The organism is Halomonas sp. MCCC 1A13316 (assembly GCF_014931605.1).
Taxonomy (GTDB): domain Bacteria; phylum Pseudomonadota; class Gammaproteobacteria; order Pseudomonadales; family Halomonadaceae; genus Halomonas.
In genome coordinates this window covers 2,553,350-2,570,985 of the sequence record NZ_CP053382.1, presented here as the reverse complement: position 1 = coordinate 2,570,985, position 17,636 = coordinate 2,553,350, and the positions used below count along the sequence as shown (strand labels likewise).

At 60.6% G+C, this 17,636-nt stretch carries 8 protein-coding genes; 6 read left to right on the top strand and 2 right to left on the bottom strand.

The window, feature by feature from the left end:
• Positions 1 to 37 precede the first annotated feature (37 nt).
• Both thiI and HNO52_RS11895 read right to left on the bottom strand, forming a co-directional pair.
• Positions 38 to 1,513, bottom strand: coding sequence for a tRNA uracil 4-sulfurtransferase ThiI (thiI, locus tag HNO52_RS11900; RefSeq protein WP_197565520.1), 1,476 nt, complete (start codon positions 1,511 to 1,513; stop codon positions 38 to 40).
• Between the two features lie 294 nt (positions 1,514 to 1,807).
• On the bottom strand, positions 1,808 to 2,092 hold the full coding sequence (locus HNO52_RS11895; RefSeq protein ID WP_197565519.1) for a hypothetical protein: 285 nt from the start codon (positions 2,090 to 2,092) through the stop codon (positions 1,808 to 1,810).
• Positions 2,093 to 2,550: 458 nt separating this feature from the next.
• Here HNO52_RS11895 and HNO52_RS11890 point away from each other — a divergent pair, with 458 nt between their 5' ends.
• From HNO52_RS11890 to HNO52_RS11865, 6 genes are all read left to right on the top strand, one after another.
• Complete coding sequence (locus HNO52_RS11890; protein WP_197565518.1) at positions 2,551 to 4,779, top strand: TolC family outer membrane protein; 2,229 nt, start codon at positions 2,551 to 2,553, stop codon at positions 4,777 to 4,779.
• Positions 4,780 to 4,890: 111 nt separating this feature from the next.
• The gene (locus HNO52_RS11885; RefSeq protein ID WP_232090257.1) at positions 4,891 to 7,062 is read left to right on the top strand and encodes a type I secretion system permease/ATPase; all 2,172 of its coding nucleotides are present in this window, start codon (positions 4,891 to 4,893) and stop codon (positions 7,060 to 7,062) included.
• Positions 7,062 to 8,504 carry an HlyD family type I secretion periplasmic adaptor subunit gene (locus HNO52_RS11880; protein ID WP_197565517.1) on the top strand — a complete coding sequence of 481 codons (1,443 nt, stop codon included), beginning with the start codon at positions 7,062 to 7,064 and terminating at the stop codon, positions 8,502 to 8,504. The genes HNO52_RS11885 and HNO52_RS11880 overlap by 1 nt, the downstream gene beginning before the upstream one ends.
• Complete coding sequence (locus HNO52_RS11875) at positions 8,501 to 9,115, top strand: response regulator transcription factor (RefSeq protein ID WP_197565516.1); 615 nt, start codon at positions 8,501 to 8,503, stop codon at positions 9,113 to 9,115. The genes HNO52_RS11880 and HNO52_RS11875 overlap by 4 nt, the downstream gene beginning before the upstream one ends.
• A 178-nt stretch (positions 9,116 to 9,293) precedes the next feature.
• Positions 9,294 to 17,171: a retention module-containing protein gene (locus HNO52_RS11870; protein WP_197565515.1), complete on the top strand. Its 7,878-nt coding sequence runs from the start codon at positions 9,294 to 9,296 to the stop codon at positions 17,169 to 17,171.
• 91 nt (positions 17,172 to 17,262) lie between these two features.
• The gene (locus tag HNO52_RS11865; protein WP_197565514.1) at positions 17,263 to 17,589 is read left to right on the top strand and encodes a tryptophan synthase subunit beta like protein; all 327 of its coding nucleotides are present in this window, start codon (positions 17,263 to 17,265) and stop codon (positions 17,587 to 17,589) included.
• Positions 17,590 to 17,636 lie beyond the last annotated feature (47 nt).

The following is a 17,636-nucleotide window of genomic DNA, read 5'->3' as shown; positions in this document are numbered from 1 at the left end:
TGATTGTTAAAAAAGAATTTGTAACCGTCACCAACTGTCAAGAAGTGCGATAGACACCGAAGTGCCGCAACCCTCGGTCATGCAGGTGCATGGCCTGCATGCGGCTCATCACGCCCTGGTCGCAATAGAGCAGATAGCGGCGACTATCAGGCAGCGCCTCGGCACGTGACTGGAGTTCGAAGAAGGGGATCTCCAGGCACTCCACATGTTCGATCACGAGCGGTGCGGCTTCACGCTCCGCAGGAGGGCGAATATCGATCACGCTGACGTTGGACGCGTCGGCCATGGCCTGCAGGTCGGTCACCACCTCCAACCGAGGCCCACTGTCGGGTAGCGGCTCCATGAGCCGGTCGGAGCGAGTCGACACGGCCAGCTCAATGGCGGTATCGAGCACGCCGAAGTCGAAGTTCGCCTCGGCCGCGACGACCTTGTCGTGACGCGCCTGGGTGTTGGGCCGCTGGGAAACGGCGCCGCACACCTCCGGCATGCCTTCGGCGAAAGGAGCGGTACCGATCTGGCGGGCGGTATCGATGATCGACTGCTTGTCTTCGGCAATCAGCGGACGCAGGATCGGCACGTCGCTGGCCTCGTCGATAAGCACTAGGTTGGTCAGGCTCTGGCTCGAGACTTGAGCGATGGCATCGCCGGTTACCAGCATGGGTATGCGCATACGCGATGCGATGCGGCTGGCCGCGCGTACCATCATGCGCTTGAGCACCACACCGATGAGGCCGTCAGGTATGCTGCGCTGCAGTTCCGCCACCACGCCTTCGAACGGCACCGCGAAGAATTTAACCCGATGCGAGCGACCGTAGGTGTTCCATAGGTGGGACGTGACCTCACGCACAGCAGCCTCGTGACCGGCACCGCCGAGCTCGAAGAACAGGAAATGCGTCTTGATGCCGCGCCGCATCATCTTCCACGCCGCCACCGGCGAATCGTAGCCGCCCGAGATCAGGGTCAGGGCCTGGCCTTGCAGGCCCAAGGGGTAACCGCCCAGCCCCGGCCAGCGCTGGCGTACCAGGCGCAGGCGGCTTTCGACCACGTCCACCCTGACGTCCACGTCCGGTGCCTTGAGCCGAACGCTGGAACCGGGTGCTGCATCGAGCAGTTCCCTACCGAGATGACGCTCGAGGTCCTCCGAGGAGAAATCATGTATGCCTCGGCGTTTCACCGTCACACGAAAGGTTCGCCCTGCGATGACGTCCCGCCAGACCGGCAGCAGTCGCTCGGTCGTGTCGGCAAAGGAAAGGAATGGGACTTCTTCGACAAACTGCACTTCGTGAATGCCTGGAGTGCGGCACAGCATCTCTTCCACTTGATTGTGCCACTCCGCCGGGGCCTCGGCGGGTATCCGCACCTTCAAAGCGTCCCAGCCTCCCTGAACGTGGACGTCATCTCCCAGCGGGCGCAGTACGTTACGGATGTTGCCGACCAGGCAGCGGGTCATCTGGCGGCGCACGGAGCGCGACTTGATGGTGATTTCCGGAAATAGCTTCAGCAGATAGTACATGGCAACGCACTTGTGAAAGTTTTGGAAAACAATTGCTTGCCATTATACCAGAGCGGTGATGTCGGCGTGCGCCCGGTTAGCGAAGAGAGGCGCGACGGGCGCCGTGGCGCCCGAGCGAGCCGTCTTCGGGCTTAGGGAAGCTCTGAAGAAATCGTCGAGCGGGATGAAGCACAAGGCGCACGGAGCACAGAAACCGGAGCCTATGGGGGTATAGGTGAGGATCTCGACCGGGCTGGCGCACCAGCACCGCGCAACGCAGTGATTCGCACGCGCAGACATTTATGCAACGTTTCCCTAGTAGAGGGCCTGCTCCTCGTTGATCACTTCCTTGAGCAGTTCCAGGAACAGCTTGTCGGCTTCCGAATGTTCCTGTGGATCCTCGGGGATATGCACGCTGGTGGTATCGGAAATCTCGTTGGCGATGCGAGCCTGAGCCCCTTCCGGGTTGCCCTCGCCATATTGACGGCGCGCAATCTCCAGAGAGCGTTCCAGAATCTGGGGTTCCTGTAACAGTTTCTTGATGAAACCGCGCAGTTCAGTGATGACGCGCGTTTTTTGGATTTCGGATGAGGCAGACATGACGTCTCTCCTTGTGCTGATGGCTCATGTCGGTCATGGGCAGACGATAGCATGTTTGCTGGTCGGCGGGAGAGAGATGCCACCTGAGATTAGCCTCGCTGAGGGCTGGCCTGGCGTTCTCATGCTTGATCCAAGTCATAACCATGCCAAAGGTTGACATCAGGTAATGAGAAACTATTGGACTTTTTTACTGCCTCGGTTACGCTAGCTTACAAAAGTGCAACAATTACGGCTTAAGTGCCATAAGAAGTTAACTTAAGGGCACTTTGCTGCCACTCAAGTGTTACATAAAAGTTACACATGGGCGCCAGTAGGCAAGAATGCGTTATCCAAGGGAATCGGGAATGGATGCACCATCCGGCCTCTCCGGATGAGCCCCGCAATTACAAGAATATACCTTCACAATTCGACGGATTGCCTGTGCAGACAGGGCATCCGAATCATGACAGGGAACATACATGACTAATGCGATTGTCCACTCTCGTACCCATCGGTTGGCCAAGGCCATCATGGTGGGGACCTCCCTTGCACTCCTTCCGATTGTCGCAGCGGTTGCCCAGACTCTACCGCCAGGCCTGGCGGCGCCGGGTTCTGCCGATATCCAACAGGTGGTGCGTCAAGCATTGATCACCAACCCCGAAGTCAAGGCGGCCATGAACGGGCTAAGTGCCGCGGGGCACGATGTCGATGTCGCTCGCGGCAACTACCTCCCGAGTATCGACCTGGCCGCCGGCGTCGGGCTCGAGGAGCGTGAGGGTGACGGGCGAGGCAGCTACGACACCGATTTCGCCGAGCTGCGCCTGTCTCAGATGCTCTATGACGGCTTCGCTACACGTAGCGAGGTCGAGCGTCTCGACCGCGCCGAGCTGGTGCGCTATTACGAGCTGCTCGGTGCCAGCGAAAACGTGGCGCTGGAAGCCACGCAGGCCTATCTCGACGTCAGACGCTATCGCGAGCTGGTCCGCTTGGCCCAGAGCAACTACGCCGAGCATCTGCGTGTCTACAACCAGATCGAAGAGCGCGTGACCTCCGGGGCGGGGCGCGGGGTAGACCTCGAGCAGATCAGCGGCCGCCTGGCTCTGGCCGAATCGAACCTGATGACCGAAGCTTCCAACCTGCACGACGTCACGGCCCGCTATCAGCGTATCGTCGGCGGCTTGCCGGCCGAGAATCTGGCGCCGGCGCCGCAGCTCGATGATCGTCTGCCCCCTTCGGTGGCCGAGGCGGTCGATCTCGCCTTCCAGGGTAACCCCGATTTCCACGCTGCCATCGAGAACATCGAAGCGGCAAGGGCGGAACAATCCGGCAGCAAGGCCGGATTCCAGCCGCGGCTGGACCTGCGTGGCCGTACCGGCTCCAACAATAATGAGAACGGCTACGACGGCTTCGGTCGGCGCGATCGCCACAGCATCGAGCTGGTCGCCAGCATGAACCTGTACCGTGGCGGCAGCGATCTGGCCTCGTTCCGGGCGGCCAGCGACCGCGTCGAACAGGCGGTCGATCAGCGTGATCTGGCGTGCACCAACGTACGCCAGACCACCCAGATCGCCTTCAACGACACCCAGCGCCTGCGCGAGCAGATTCGCTACCTCAACGACCACCGTCAATCGATCGACCGCGTTCGTGGCGCCTATCAGCAGCAGTTCGACATCGGCCAGCGCACGTTGCTCGACGTGCTTGACAGCGAGAACGAATACTTCGAAGCCAGTCGGGCCTATACCAATGCCCAGTATGACATTGCCCTGTCCGATGCCCGTACGCTTGCCGCCATGGGCCAGCTGATGCAGGCGCTGGGCGTGATGCGCGACGACATGCCGACCCTGGCCGAACTGGGCAGCGACGGTGTGGCGCTCGACCCCAGCACCCTCTGCCCGGTCGAGGGCCCGAGCGGCTATACCCTGGCCGATTTCACCCGCGGCATCACCGCTCCTGCACCGACCCGCGCCCCTGACATCACGCTCTCTGCGGATGCCCTGTTCGCCGTCAACAGCGCCGAACTGGGCCCCGATGCGCGACAGGAACTCGACGCGCTGGCTGGCCGGATCCGTGATCGCAGCGATCTGGCGAGGGTATTCATCGCCGGCCATGCCGACAGCACCGGCAGCGATGCCATCAATGATCCGCTCTCCCAGCGGCGCGCCGACAGCGTGGCGGAGTACCTGGCCAGCCAGGGCGTCGATCGCGGCCTCATCCAGACCCGCGGCTATGGCTCGCGTCAGCCTGTCGCCACCAACGACACGGTGGAGGGGCGTCGTCAGAATCGCCGCGTGGAAGTCACTCTCGAGCGAGTGGGCGAAAACCTCGACCTGGGCGGCGTGCAGCAGTGGCCGGACGCGATGAGCGAGGCCGACGTCTCGGCACAGCCAAGCGTTGCGTCTGCCTGGGCCGACACCCAGCCAGTGGCCAGCGTCTATGGCGAGCTGGCATCCGTGGCGCAGGTCGAGCGGCAGGCGGAGAGCCTTCAGCAGGGGGCTTATCTGCAGGTGGTGACGCTCAGCAACTCCGAGCGTGCACAGAATGTCGGTTACCAGCTCAGTGACAGCTTTGCCCAGCCGATGCGGTTGGTCAGTACTTCCGATCTGCATCGCGTGCAGCTTGGCCCCATCGGCGACCCTGGCGAACTGGCAGCTCTGCGTGCCGAACTGAAGCGCCTTGGCTATGTCGACAGCTACGTCGTGCAAGGCTGAACGACTTGGGGTAAATGCTGCCTGTAGCGGGTTCGCTCGGCACAGGCAGCGATCGTTGTATAGCGCCATCCCGTCCGGCAGTGCCGGGCGGGCCTCATACCCGAGGTCCCTGTGACACAGCAAGAAGTACTGGATTCCTCCCTGAGTGCCGTCCGTTCGGCCGTTCGCGACGAACTGCTTGAGTGCCTGCAAACCATCGCCCTTGCCCATGACCATGCGGTAACGGCCGATTCGTTGACCGCTGGCCTGCCGCTGGAAGAGGGTCGCCTTACACCCGGTGTCTTTCCTCGGGCCGCTTCACGGGCCGGCATGACGGCGCGCATCGTCAAGAGTCGTATCGTACAGCTCAACCCGGCACTGTTCCCCGCTGTTCTGCTGCTGGAGCCGGGGCGTGCCTGCGTGCTCGTGGCGCTCGATATCAAGGCGCGCCGGGCCAAGGTGATCTTCCCCGAACTTGGCGATGCCGTGAGCGAGGTCGATCTCGATGGCTTGGCGGAAAGCTACGGCGGCCAGGCCATCTACGTACGCCCGCGCTTCCGCTTCGATGCGCGTGGCCCCGAGGTCGACAAGCAGCGTTCGCGCCACTGGTTCTGGAGTGTCATACGTGAGAACCGGCGGCTTTACCGTGATGTGATCGCCGGTTCCGTGGTCATCAATCTGTTTGCAGTGGCCATGCCGCTGTTCGTTCTCAACGTCTATGATCGTGTGGTTCCCAATCACGCCACCGAAACGCTGTGGGTACTGGCTGCCGGTATCTTCATCGTGCTCTGTTTCGATCTGGCGCTGCGCCTGATGCGCAGTGCCTTCGTCGACCTGGCCGCGAGCCGGGCCGACGTCAAGCTGTCGTCGAGGATCATGGCTCAAGTGCTGGGCCTGCGCATGGAGGCCCGGCCCGCCTCGACCGGCTCGTTCGCCTCGACCCTGCAATCCTTTGAGTCGGTTCGCTCATTCATCGGCTCGGCCACTGTGGTGGCGCTGGTGGACCTTCCCTTCGTTCTGCTCTTTGCCGCCATCATCGCGCTGATCGGTGCGCCGCTGGCGCTGCCCGTGCTGGCCGGCATCGTCATCGTGCTGCTCTACGCCATGGCGGCCCAGGGCAAGCTGCATGAACTGTCCGAGACCACCTGGCGAGTCAGCGCCCAGCGCAATGCCAACCTGGTGGAATCGCTGTCGCAGCTTGAAACGGTCAAGACCCTGCGCGCCGAGAGTCGTTTGCAGGGAACCTGGGAGAAGGCCACGGCCTTTCTCTCACGCACCTCGGCGCAACTGCGCCTGGTCAGCACCTCGGTTTCCAACGTGGCGATGTGGGCTCAGCATAGCGTCGCAGTATGCGTGATCCTGATCGGGGTCTACCTGATTATCGACGGCAGCCTATCGCAGGGTGGGCTGATCGCCGCCTATATGCTGTCGTCCCGAGCCATGGCACCGGTGAGTCAAGCTGCCGCGTTGCTCGCCCAGTATCATCAGTCGGCTACCGCCTTGAAATCCCTCGACGACGTCATGCAGCGCCCCGTGGAGCGGCCCGAAGGCAAGTCGTTCATCTCACGGCCGGTCGTCAGTGGTGAGATTCGCTTCGACAAGGTGTCGCTGCGTTATCCGGACGAGGAGCGCGACGCCTTGCGCGACATCTCGCTCAAGATAGAGCCCGGTGAGAAGGTGGCCCTGCTGGGGCGCGTCGGTTGCGGCAAGACCTCGCTCAACAAGCTGTTACTGGGGTTATATGCCCCCACGGCGGGTTCGGTACTGCTCGATGGCGTCGATCTGCGCCAGTTCGATCCCGTGGAACTGCGACGCCACATCGGCTACGTGCCGCAGGACGTCAGCCTGTTCTTCGGTTCGCTGCGCGACAACATCGTGGCCGGTGGCGGTAGCGATGGCGTCGACGACGAGGCGCTGCTGCGAGCGATCAACCTCAGCGGTCTGGAAAGCCTGGTCAATGGCCACCCGCAAGGCGTCGAACTCCAGGTGGGCGAGCGCGGCCAGATGCTCTCCGGCGGCCAACGCCAGGCCGTGGCCATCGCCCGGGCTCTGGTTCACGATCCCAAGATTCTGCTGCTCGACGAGCCGACCAGCTCCATGGACCACGCCAGCGAAGAAGCCTTCAAGGCCAACCTCGAGCAATACGGCGAGGGCAAGACGCTGGTGGTGGTGACCCATCGTACCTCGCTGCTTTCCCTGGTCGACCGCATCATCGTCATCGACGCCGGTAAGGTCGTCGCCGACGGTCCGCGCGACAAGGTCGTTGAAGCTCTGCGCAAGGGCCAGATCGGGAGGGCCAACTGATGACCGTCACGTCTCCCAAGGCTAAGGGCAAGAGCGCCGAGCAGCAAGGCTTCGAGGCGATCGGCCGTTTCACCGACGTGGGCGGCAGGCCGTTCCGTCCCTTCATGGACCGGCTGTTCTCCAAGCGGGTGACTTCCGCCCATCTCAACCGAGACTGGGCCAGTGACGCCGATTGGGCGCGCATGCAGCAAGACCCGATCCGGGCGCGGCTCTTTCTCTATATCGTGCTGCTTGCCTTCGCTGCGCTGATCGCGTGGGCCTACTTTGCCTCGATCGACGAGGTGACGCGTGGTACGGGTCGAGTGATTCCCTCCAGCCAGCTGCAGAAAGTTCAGTCGTTCGATGGCGGTGTGGTGCAGCAGATCATGGTGCGTGAAGGGGATGTGGTCGAAGCGGGACAGATACTGATGCGCATCGACCCCACGCGCTTCGTTGCCAACTTCCGCGAGAATCGCGCCCAGGCCCTGTCACTTCGTGCCCGTGCCGAGCGGCTGCGTGCTCTGGTGACCGATACACCCTTCAACCCAGACGACGACCTGCGCAGCGAAGCGCCGGAAATCGTCGCTCAGGAGCGCGAAGTCTACGAGAGTCGGCGTGAAGAGCTGCAAGAGCAGGAGAGCATTCTGCGCGACCGGATTCGCCAGCGCGAGGAAGAGCTCAACGAAGCCGAGGCGAGGCGCGACACGGCACAGCGTGAGGCCAACATGGCCAGCCAGGAGTTGAACCTGACACGGCCGCTGCTGCAGTCGGGAGCGGTATCGGAAGTGGATATCCTGCGTCTCGAGCGTGAAGTCTCGCGAGCAACCGGTGAGCGCAACCAGGCCGCTGCCGCAGTGGCTCGTCTGGAAGCGGCCGTGCAGGAAGCTCACACCCAACTGCGCGAAGTCAGCGCCGAACGGCGCAGCGAATGGCGCAACGACCTCGCCCAGACCCTGGGCGACCTGAGCGCGCTCGATGAATCCAGTGCCGGCCTGCAGGACCGGGTGCGCCTTGCCGAGGTGCGTTCTCCGGTGGACGGCGTCGTGCAGCGCCTGGGCATAAATACTCTCGGCGGTGTGGTGCAGCCTGGGCAAGAGGTAGTGGATATCATTCCCAGCGATGAACAACTGCTGGTCGAGGCACGGATAGCCCCGCAAGATATCGCCTTCCTGCGCCCGGGCCAGTCGGCAACTATCAAGCTGACCGCCTACGACTTCGCCATCTACGGCGGTCTCGAAGCCGAGCTGGACCATATCAGTGCCGACACCATTACCGACGACGACGACAACACCTTCTATCTGGTGCGAGTGAGGACGGTCGAAGGGGCGAACCTGGGCAGCGACATTCAGGTCATTCCCGGCATGACGGCCCAGGTCGACATCATGACCGGCAAGCGCACCGTGATGCAGTATCTGCTCAAACCCGTACTGCGGGCATGGAGCAACTCCATGGGGGAACGATGATGGCAGTCCTTTTCATTAGTCAGAGGCGTGCGGATATTCCACGGCTGCACAGCGCCTTTCCCGATGTCCGGCGAATCAATCCAGACCAGGCGCGCGTCATGGTGGACAGTGGCGATCGTGTCTGGTTGATGACGGATCATCTGGATTGGCCGGTGTTGTCCGCGATGCTGGCCGCACAAGGGGCCATCGTCGTCGTCATGTCGTTGGCTCCGAGCGAAGCGGAAGCGCTCAAGGCGCTACAGGCTGGTGCGCGTGGCTATATCCATGCACTGTCGCCCCCCGAACTACTGGGGCAGGTGGCCCTGGTTACCAGCAATCAGGGGGTATGGGTGCCGGCCGAGTTGCTCAGCAAGGTGATCGGAGTTGCATTCACCACCCTGGGTGGCCATGAAAGCCTGCCGCAGGGGAGTCTGTCCGCTTTGACGGAGCGTGAGCGTGCGGTGGCACTGGCGGTAGCGGAAGGCCGCACCAATAAGGAGGTCGCTCGCCAGCTCGATATCACCGAGCGCACGGTAAAGGCACATCTCGGCGCGGTATTTCGCAAGCTCGGCGTACGAGACCGCATGCAATTGGTGCTCAGTCTGTCCAGACAGGACGTTAATGTCGCCTAGGAAATCTTATTATTTTTTTAAAACAATGGCTTAACGATGATTCGTTAAGCCTTTTTTCGTTCGCAGGACATTCGCTTCGTTACCTGTCCATCGGTCCAATATTAATGTTTCGGTGTGTTACTTAATGTGTCGTCATGGGGTGAACTAATAAAACACAGACGACACAGGGAGCCATGTCATGGCCATTGCTACAGTTATCTCGATTACCGGCCAAGCCTGGGCGCGCGACGCCGAGGGCAACCTGCGCGAATTGCGCGTGGGCGATACCCTTCAGGAAGATGAGGTGCTGATCACTTCCGACAACGGCAGCGCCCAGCTCGACTTCGCCGATGGAACCGATCCGGTGCTGGTCGAAGACGGTGAGCAAGTGGTCATGACACCGGAGCTTGATGCCAATGAAACGGCCGACGTATCCGAATTCGCTGCTTTGGACGAAGATCTCGAAGCCCTGCTGACGGCGCTGGACGACGACAGTGTCGACCTGCTCGATGTGCTCGATGCCACTGCTGCCGGTGCCGGTCCTGGCGGTGGTGCCGATGGCGGTCATACCTTCGTGCGTCTTGCACGGATTGCAGAGAATACCGATCCGCTGGCATTCGAGTTTGATCTGGGACAACAGAGCGATCTGCCGGAAGTGGAAGGTGCTTTCTTCGAAATCGTCGAGCCCTTTGCCGGCGTTCTCGATGCTTCCCTGTTCGATGCCGAAACGCTTAGCGAAGCTGGGTCGGTGGTCACCGGCGTACTGCCGTTCTCCTTCGGTACGGGCGTCGATGGCAGCTTGAGCTTTGCTGACATGGACGGCGTTCAAGTGCAGGTCGGCCAGGAGAGTCTCACCTATAGCTGGAATGCCGGTAGCAACACGCTTACGGCTTCTTCCGAGCGAGGTGATCTTTTCACCCTGCAAGTCAATCCCGCCACTGGTGCCTTCACCCTGACGCAACTGAACAACCTGTTGCACGAAGAAGGCACGGACGAGGCGCTTACCAGCCTGGTCTTCACCGTGACCAGCACCAGCGGCTCTGCCACGGGCAGGCTGAATGTTTCCATCGCAGACGACAACCCCGTCGTCGAGAGCGTGGAAGCTTCGGATGCTCTGAGCGAACTGACACTGGAAACCAGCGATGCGGAGCTTGCGCCGCCGTTCATCTGGTACATGATTTCCGGGGGTTCGCCAAGCGAAGGGCCGATCTTTGATTTCCCGCGCTTCGAAGGCCAGGAGCCGGGTAACGACATTCCGCTTCCGCCGCCACCGTTCATGTCGAACAGCCAGGACCTGGCAGCATTCTTCGAGGCCACTATCAACTGGGGCGCCGATGACCCCGGTTCTGATTCGGCCCGTGATGCCAATACCCAGTGGAACTATGCGCTCTCCCTGAGCAGTGAGGGCGAAGGCCCGGTCGAATCCGGCCTCTCCGCCGGTGAACAGCCGATCTTCCTTCATCTCGTGAATGGAATGATCGTCGGCAGCATCAGCGAGACTCCACCGAGTGTCGAATCCGGCGCGGAAGACATTGCCTTCGTGCTGCACCTGGACGGCTCACAGATCTCTCTCGTCCAGTTCAAGGCGATCGACCACCCGAACCCCGAAGACCACTCAGAGACCATCTCGCTGGCCGATGGCCTGATTGAGCTCACAGGGACGGTAACGGTCGTCGACACCGATGGTGATACCGCCACCAACAGTACTGTCATCGATCTGGGATCGCTGCTCGACTTCGTCGACGATGGTCCGGAGCTCGAGCTGGGTGAAGTCGATCTCAGCGAAGTCGCTTTCGAAACCGACGATAGCGAAACCGTCAACGATACTTCCGTTGCTACTGCTAGTGTCGCACAGGCCTTCGATGCGGCGGTTTGGCCCTACTATGGGGGCGATGGCGCCGGTGAATATACGATAGACAACTACGCCCTGACTTTGGGCGAGGCCCAGCACAACCTCACCAGCGGCGGCGAACCGATCGTCTTTGAACTGGTCGATGGCGTCGTCATCGGCACCGCCGACGGCACCGAAGTGCTGCGCATCGCACTCGACGCCGCCACCGGCACGGTCACCGTGACCCAATCCGGCCCTGTCGATCATGCCGAGCAGGGAGACGACAGCGTCGGCTTGCCGGCGGGCCTGATCGGTGTGTCAGCCTCGGTTACCGTGACCGACAGCGACAACGACAGCGTTAGTGATACGCTGAGCGCCGATTTGAGCGGCACGATTACCATCAGCGATGACATGCCGAGCGTTGAGACCGACACCAGCGAACTCACGGACCTGGAGGTCGACGAGACCACCCTGGGTGCACCGGATAGCGCCGACTTCTCAGGTGCCTTCATCCCCGTTTTCGGTGCCGACGGCGAGGGCAGCGTCAGCTATAGCCTGAGCGTCATTGGCGATGGCGCGACCACGCTGCAAACGACAGCCAGCGGCGAAGCCATCAAGCTGGTAAACAACAACGGTGTGATCGAAGGGCGTACCGCAAGCGGTGAACTTGCTTTCACCATTGGCGTGAACGCCGAAACCGGGATAGTCACCCTGACGCAACACCTGGCCCTGTCGCATCTGGATGACGCCGATCCGAACGATCTACTCAGTCTTGTTGGAAGCGGCCTCACGCTTAGTGTCACGGCGACCGATGGTGATGGTGATACGACGACCGCAGGTATCGACCTGGGCGGTCAGCTTAGCTTTGCCGACGACGGCCCCGAAGCCAGCAACGACCTTGGCATTGTTGGGATCGGCCGCTTCGAGAAGTCCGGTAACGTCATGAACGATGACGAGCAAGGGGCGGACGGTGCCGAGGTCACTCATGTCCAGTTCGGTGGAGAAACCGTCGAGCTGATCGATGGCGTCGCCGTCATCCAGGGTGAACATGGTGAGCTGAGCATTCATGCCGATGGCAGCTATACCTACGTGCGCACTGCAACACCGGATCACCAGGGCCTGTTCCTGGACAAGTTCACCTACACCCTGACCGATGGCGATGGCGACACCGATACGGCCATCCTGAACATCGCGGGGCTTGATTTAGGCGTAGACGTCATCAATGAGCCGCCGTACGGGCAAGATGCACACCTGACCGTTAACGAGGCGCATCTGGCGAGCGGATCGAACCCCAATGCGGCAGAGCTGACCCAGGGCGGCAATTTCGTGGTTGGTGCGGTGGACGGTCTGGACCAGCTGACCATCTCCATTGGCGAAGGTGGCTATCAAAAGACCTTGACGGTCACTCGCAATGATGACGGTAGCTTCGATTTCAGTCAGGCGGCTATCGACACGGATGGCTACAAGCTTGAAGTTACCGGAATCGATTCGGTGTTGCTCGGAACCGGCTATTCCGTACGTTACGAATATACACTGAAGGATAATAAGGACCATTCCGGTTCAGATGAAAATGCCGCTCTGGTCCGAGACTTCACTATCACAGCCACGGATCGTGATGGTGATACCGCCAATGCCAATTTGAAAGTCAAGGTCATCGACGATTCGCCCACCGCTGAGTTGGATGGCCGCGAGAACGCGAAGGAAGGCGGCAATGCCATCACCGGCAATTGGAACACCGAGTCCGGTGCCGACAGCGAAGGTGCACAGCAGCTCATCTCCATTAACGGTGGCCCCGAGCAGGCGCTGCAGATCGGCCATGCCTATGAGCTGGACGAAGGTACGCTGACCATCAACGAGAACGGCACTTGGACTTTTGTGCCTGGCACCAACCTCGTTCACAGCAATGGCAAGGTGCTGGCGAGCTTCGAACTGATCGCCATCGACGGTGACGGCGACCGGGCCAGCGACACTCACCTTATTAAGATCAAGGACGGCCAGAACCCGACGCCAGGTGGCGAAAACGGCGAAGGCGGCACGGTTGATCTGATAGTCGATGAGCTTGGCCTGCGTGAGGGTGGCGACGTCGAGCTGGCAAATGCCGAGGCAGAGCTCACTTTCACCGCTGGCAGCGACAACATCGTCGACTTCGCCTTCGTCAACCCGGGCGCCATCAGCGTGAGCGGCCTCGAAGAGGGCGTCGAGCTGACCTGGGAAATCAACGAGTCGGGCGAGCTGATCGGTAGCCTCGGTGGCGAGCCGGTACTCAAGCTGACCCTGAATGGCGGTGAGATTGCTGCCGGCGGAAGCGGCACGGTCACGGTCAATGTCGAACTGATCGGCAACCTGCCCCACCACGCCAACGTCGATGAACTCGCTATTGGCGGTGTACAGGTCGTGGCTACCGACAGCGACGGCGACGTTTCCGCACCGGGCAGCATCAGCGTGCGTGTCGACGACGACCTGCCGAGCGTCGAGGGAACTGATCCTTCCGGTCACGAAGTCACCATTACCAACCTCAATAGCCTTGCCGGCTATAACAGCAGCTTTGGCTATTACATCAAGGACGAGAACGGCAACCCGACGGTCGGTATGGTCATCTGGGCCAACGTCAAGCAGGACAAGGGCGCCAGCTATGTCCTCGAAGGACATGCGCCTGGCGAGGTCGGCTACTTCATCATTCCGAACGGCGCCAACCTCAACTCTGGGCTTGGGAACGAGACTGAAGTCACCTTCCAGCAAGTCGATGGCGTCTGGGTAGCAGTTGCCCCGAATGGCGACCAGCTGAGTGGGCAGAACGCCAACGCGCCCGTGCTCTTCAATGATCCCTCGCTGAATCCCGGCGGCGATTCTCATGTCGAGAACAATGCCGAAGAGGGCGATATCAACTGGGAAGACGTCTATGGCGGTGGCGACAAGGACTACAACGACGTCAACATCAAGGTCGAGTGGGCGCCTGCCAACCTGACCGTGGACGAGTCCAATCTCGATGTCGACGCTGAGTTCGATTTCTCCGGCTACTTCAGCGCCGAGTACGGTGCCGATGGTTTGGCGGATCGGGAGTATAGCTTGAGTGTTGTGGCCGATGGAGCCAACTCCGGCCTGGTCGATACGCAGGCCGGCGATGAAGTGATGGTCAAGGAAGGGGAAGACGGCCAGATCGTCGGCTACGTTGTGATCGATGGTGAAGAAGTGCCTGTCTTCACGCTGAGCGTCGATGCCGAAACTGGCGTCGTGACGCTTGACCAAGTGAGGGCTGTCGTCCACTCAGGCGCCGGCCAGATCGGTGCGAGTGACGTGAACAATATCCTCGCCAATGTTGTCTTCCTGACCAAGGCCGTGGTAGATACCGATAACGACGAAGCCAACGCCATGATCGATATCGGTCAGGTCATTAATTTCCTCGACGTCGGTCCGGTTGCGCAGAATGACCTTGCGGAAACGGCTGAGGACACTGTCGTCACTGTCAACGTGATGGCCAACGACACGGACGGTGCCGACGGCGTCGACCTAATCAATGGTGTGGCACTGGTGGCAAACAGCCTCACCGGCAGCGGCACACTGGTGTACAACGACGACGGCACTTTCACCTACACCCCGGCGGCGGAGGAGGAAGGGGTGGTGAGCTTCGACTACACCCTCACCGACGCTGACGGCGACACCAGCACGGCCACGGTGACCCTGACGCTTGAGGACGACTCCGAGCCGACGATCGAGGTGGTACTGGCCGACGGCGACGACGGCGTGGTTTCCGAATCTGCCCTGCCCAATGGCAGCGGCGGCGGTGATCTGACCGCTGCCGGCACGCTGGTGGTGCAGACCGGCAACGACACGCTGGACTTCCTCGAGGTGCAGGACACCAACGGCGACTGGATCAAGGTCGAAGCGGGTGGCACGTCACTGCAGGGCAAGTATGGCTTGCTGACGGTGAACACCGACGGCAGCTGGAGCTATGCGCTGAGCGACAACACACTGGATCATGACGGCGACGATCTGACGGGTACCGATGATCAGGTGCAGGACGCCTTCCAGGTACGGGCGACCGACAATGATGGTGATGTCTCCCCCGAAGCCACGCTGGCCGTGGACATCAACGACGACGGTCCCGTGGCTGCCAACAATAACGGTGGCACTGTGACCGAAGATGCCATCGGCAACGTGCTCAGCAGCAACGTGCTTGGCAATGACAGCTTCGGTGCCGACGGTCCCGTCGGTGGTACCGCCAGCGTGGTCTGGAACGTCAGCGCCGAAGACCTGGCCGACATAGCTCAGTACGGCAGCCTGGTGCTGAACGCCGACGGTAGCTGGAGCTTTACCCTCGACAACAGCTTGGCCGCGGTACAGGCGCTGAGCGCCAGCGACCTGCTGAGCTTCAACCTCGGCTACACCATCACCGATGCCGATGGCGATACCGCCAGCACGACGTTGTCTCTCGCCATCCAGGGCGCCAACGACAGTGCCCAGGTAACGGTCAACGTCAGCGGCGCCGACAGCACCGTCCATGAAGCCGGCCTGACCTCCATCGCCGACACCAGCGAGACAGCGACGGGTAGCTTCCAGATCGCAGCGACCGACGGCATTGCCAGCGTCACGGTGAGCGGCCAGTCCTTCAACTTGGCCCAGCTGCAGGGCTTCAGTGCCGGCACGCCCTCGGCAGCCATCTCTACCAGCATGGGCACGCTCTACCTGACCGGCTATAGCGGCACGGCCAACGCAGGCACCATCAGCTACACCTATACCTTGGGTGAGGCACAGGCGCATGGGGCACCCGGCAGCAGCAACGATGGCTCCCTGACCGACAACGTGTCGCTCAGCGTGACCGGTGTGGGCGGCAGCACGGCGGAGGCGACGCTAACAGTCGACGTCATCGACGACACACCCAGCCTGAACAGCCTCAACCTGGCCATCGGGAACGTGGCGGGAAGTTACGAGGGAATTTATGAGTTCGATGTGGGAGCGGATGCTCAAGGCTTCCTCGACAGCTTCGGTGAAGGTTCGCTGATCTGGGCCGGCATGCCGGCAGACTATGAGTTGGCAGTTACCGGCTCCTCGGACACTTCGATCACCTATACTGCCCAGTCGGGTACCTTCGAATTCTTCAATCTCACATTGAATGCTGACGGTACCTATGCCTTCGATCTGCTGTCGCCGGCACCTGTCGTCGAGACGACTATTGAAAGTCTTCTGAGTACTTTTGATAAGTCGAACTTCTACACGGAAGAAGATAAGAATGCTTATTTATTCACCGCAGATCATTTTAGTGGAAAATTTGAGCTGGCGGTCACTGCGTACCGAAATGGAAACTTGGCCGATGTGACAATATCCGCATCGGATTTGGGTGCATTTTCCAATACAGTTGATGGGAAGCACGATGAAGCATTAAGGTTCGATGTCCGGCCAGTGAAAGGGGCGGGCGAAATTGGTATAAGCTCCTTTATCTTCAGCGTATCCAGTACTAGCGGGTCGAAGGTTGGTGACCAGGCTAAGTTGACTGTTTACGACGTCAATGGGGCCTCGATAATCTACACTGCGACTTTGGCTACTGCGGATGGCGAATTCGCCTTCAATATCGATCCAGCGCTCAATGTCGATTACATTGACCTGGCTCCTGCAGACAGCAACAGCTTTAAGATCGATGGTATCTCTACCAGTTACGTGACCCAGCTCTACCCGGAGGATTATCAGCTCGACTTCGAGCTGAGCGGCTCGGATGCAGATGAGGATGTGGCGAGCGCAGCGTTCACTGTCTCCGTCGAGACTACCGAAGACGGCACCTATGAAATCACCGGCACAGATGGTGACGACGTGGTGCATGGCACAGAGGGTGACGACACCCTCATTGGTCGTGCGGGCAACGATATCCTGATCGGCGGTGCCGGTGATGACACTCTCTTCGGTGGCCTGGGAGCTGATACCTTCGTCTGGAACTTGAATGATCAAGCCGCCGAGGGTGAAGAGCCCGCAAGCGACACGGTAGTCGACTTTGATCTGGGTAAGTTCGGTGACGACGCAGAAGCTGATAAACTTAGCCTCTCCGATCTACTCCAGGGTGCCTCCGACGAAACGATTGGCGACTACATCACGGCTGAGCAGATTGACGAGGGTGTCTTGCTCAAGATCAGCAGTGGTGGTGAAGGTACAGCTGTCGACCAGGAAATCCTACTGAGCGATGTTGCTTTCCTGGAAGGACAGACTGGGGAGCAGTTCATCAAGGATATTATTGAAAACGGTCAGCTTAGTATCGACTGATCGCAACGGTAGCAGCACCACCATCGCCCTGCCTGGAGACACCAGGCAGGGCGTTTGTTACTCTACGTAAAGACCTTTCAAGGGCAAAGCCATGTACATCAAGCGCAACGAATCGGGGCAAGTCGTGCAGGTCAGCCGTGAGGCGACGGCTGAGTGCCGTGAATTCGTGCCGCCGTGTTCACCCGAGCTACAAAGCTTCGTCGCGGAAGATGACGCCGAGAACCTGGCGCTGTCGAAGTCCGACCTGACCTTCGTGCGGGTACTCGAGGACGTGATCAACGTGCTGATGGACAAGGGCGTGATCAGCTTCACCGATCTTCCCGAGCCGGCCCAGCAGAAGTTGATGGAGCGTCAGTCGTTGCGCAAGCGCAGGAACAGCGTGGGCCTGATGTCGGAGGAGGATAACGACACTATCTGATGCCATGAACGAAAACGGCCAACGCAATGCTGGCCGTTTTTGTAACA

What these genes read in the sequence shown, in the direction of transcription:
- thiI (WP_197565520.1), bottom strand. Translation starts at nt 1,513, where the DNA reads ATGTACTATCTGCTGAAGCTATTTCCGGAAATCACCATCAAGTCGCGC.
- HNO52_RS11895 (WP_197565519.1), bottom strand. Translation starts at nt 2,092, where the DNA reads ATGTCTGCCTCATCCGAAATCCAAAAAACGCGCGTCATCACTGAACTG.
- HNO52_RS11890 (WP_197565518.1), top strand. Translation starts at nt 2,551, where the DNA reads ATGACTAATGCGATTGTCCACTCTCGTACCCATCGGTTGGCCAAGGCC.
- HNO52_RS11880 (WP_197565517.1), top strand. Translation starts at nt 7,062, where the DNA reads ATGACCGTCACGTCTCCCAAGGCTAAGGGCAAGAGCGCCGAGCAGCAA.
- HNO52_RS11875 (WP_197565516.1), top strand. Translation starts at nt 8,501, where the DNA reads ATGATGGCAGTCCTTTTCATTAGTCAGAGGCGTGCGGATATTCCACGG.
- HNO52_RS11870 (WP_197565515.1), top strand. Translation starts at nt 9,294, where the DNA reads ATGGCCATTGCTACAGTTATCTCGATTACCGGCCAAGCCTGGGCGCGC.
- HNO52_RS11865 (WP_197565514.1), top strand. Translation starts at nt 17,263, where the DNA reads ATGTACATCAAGCGCAACGAATCGGGGCAAGTCGTGCAGGTCAGCCGT.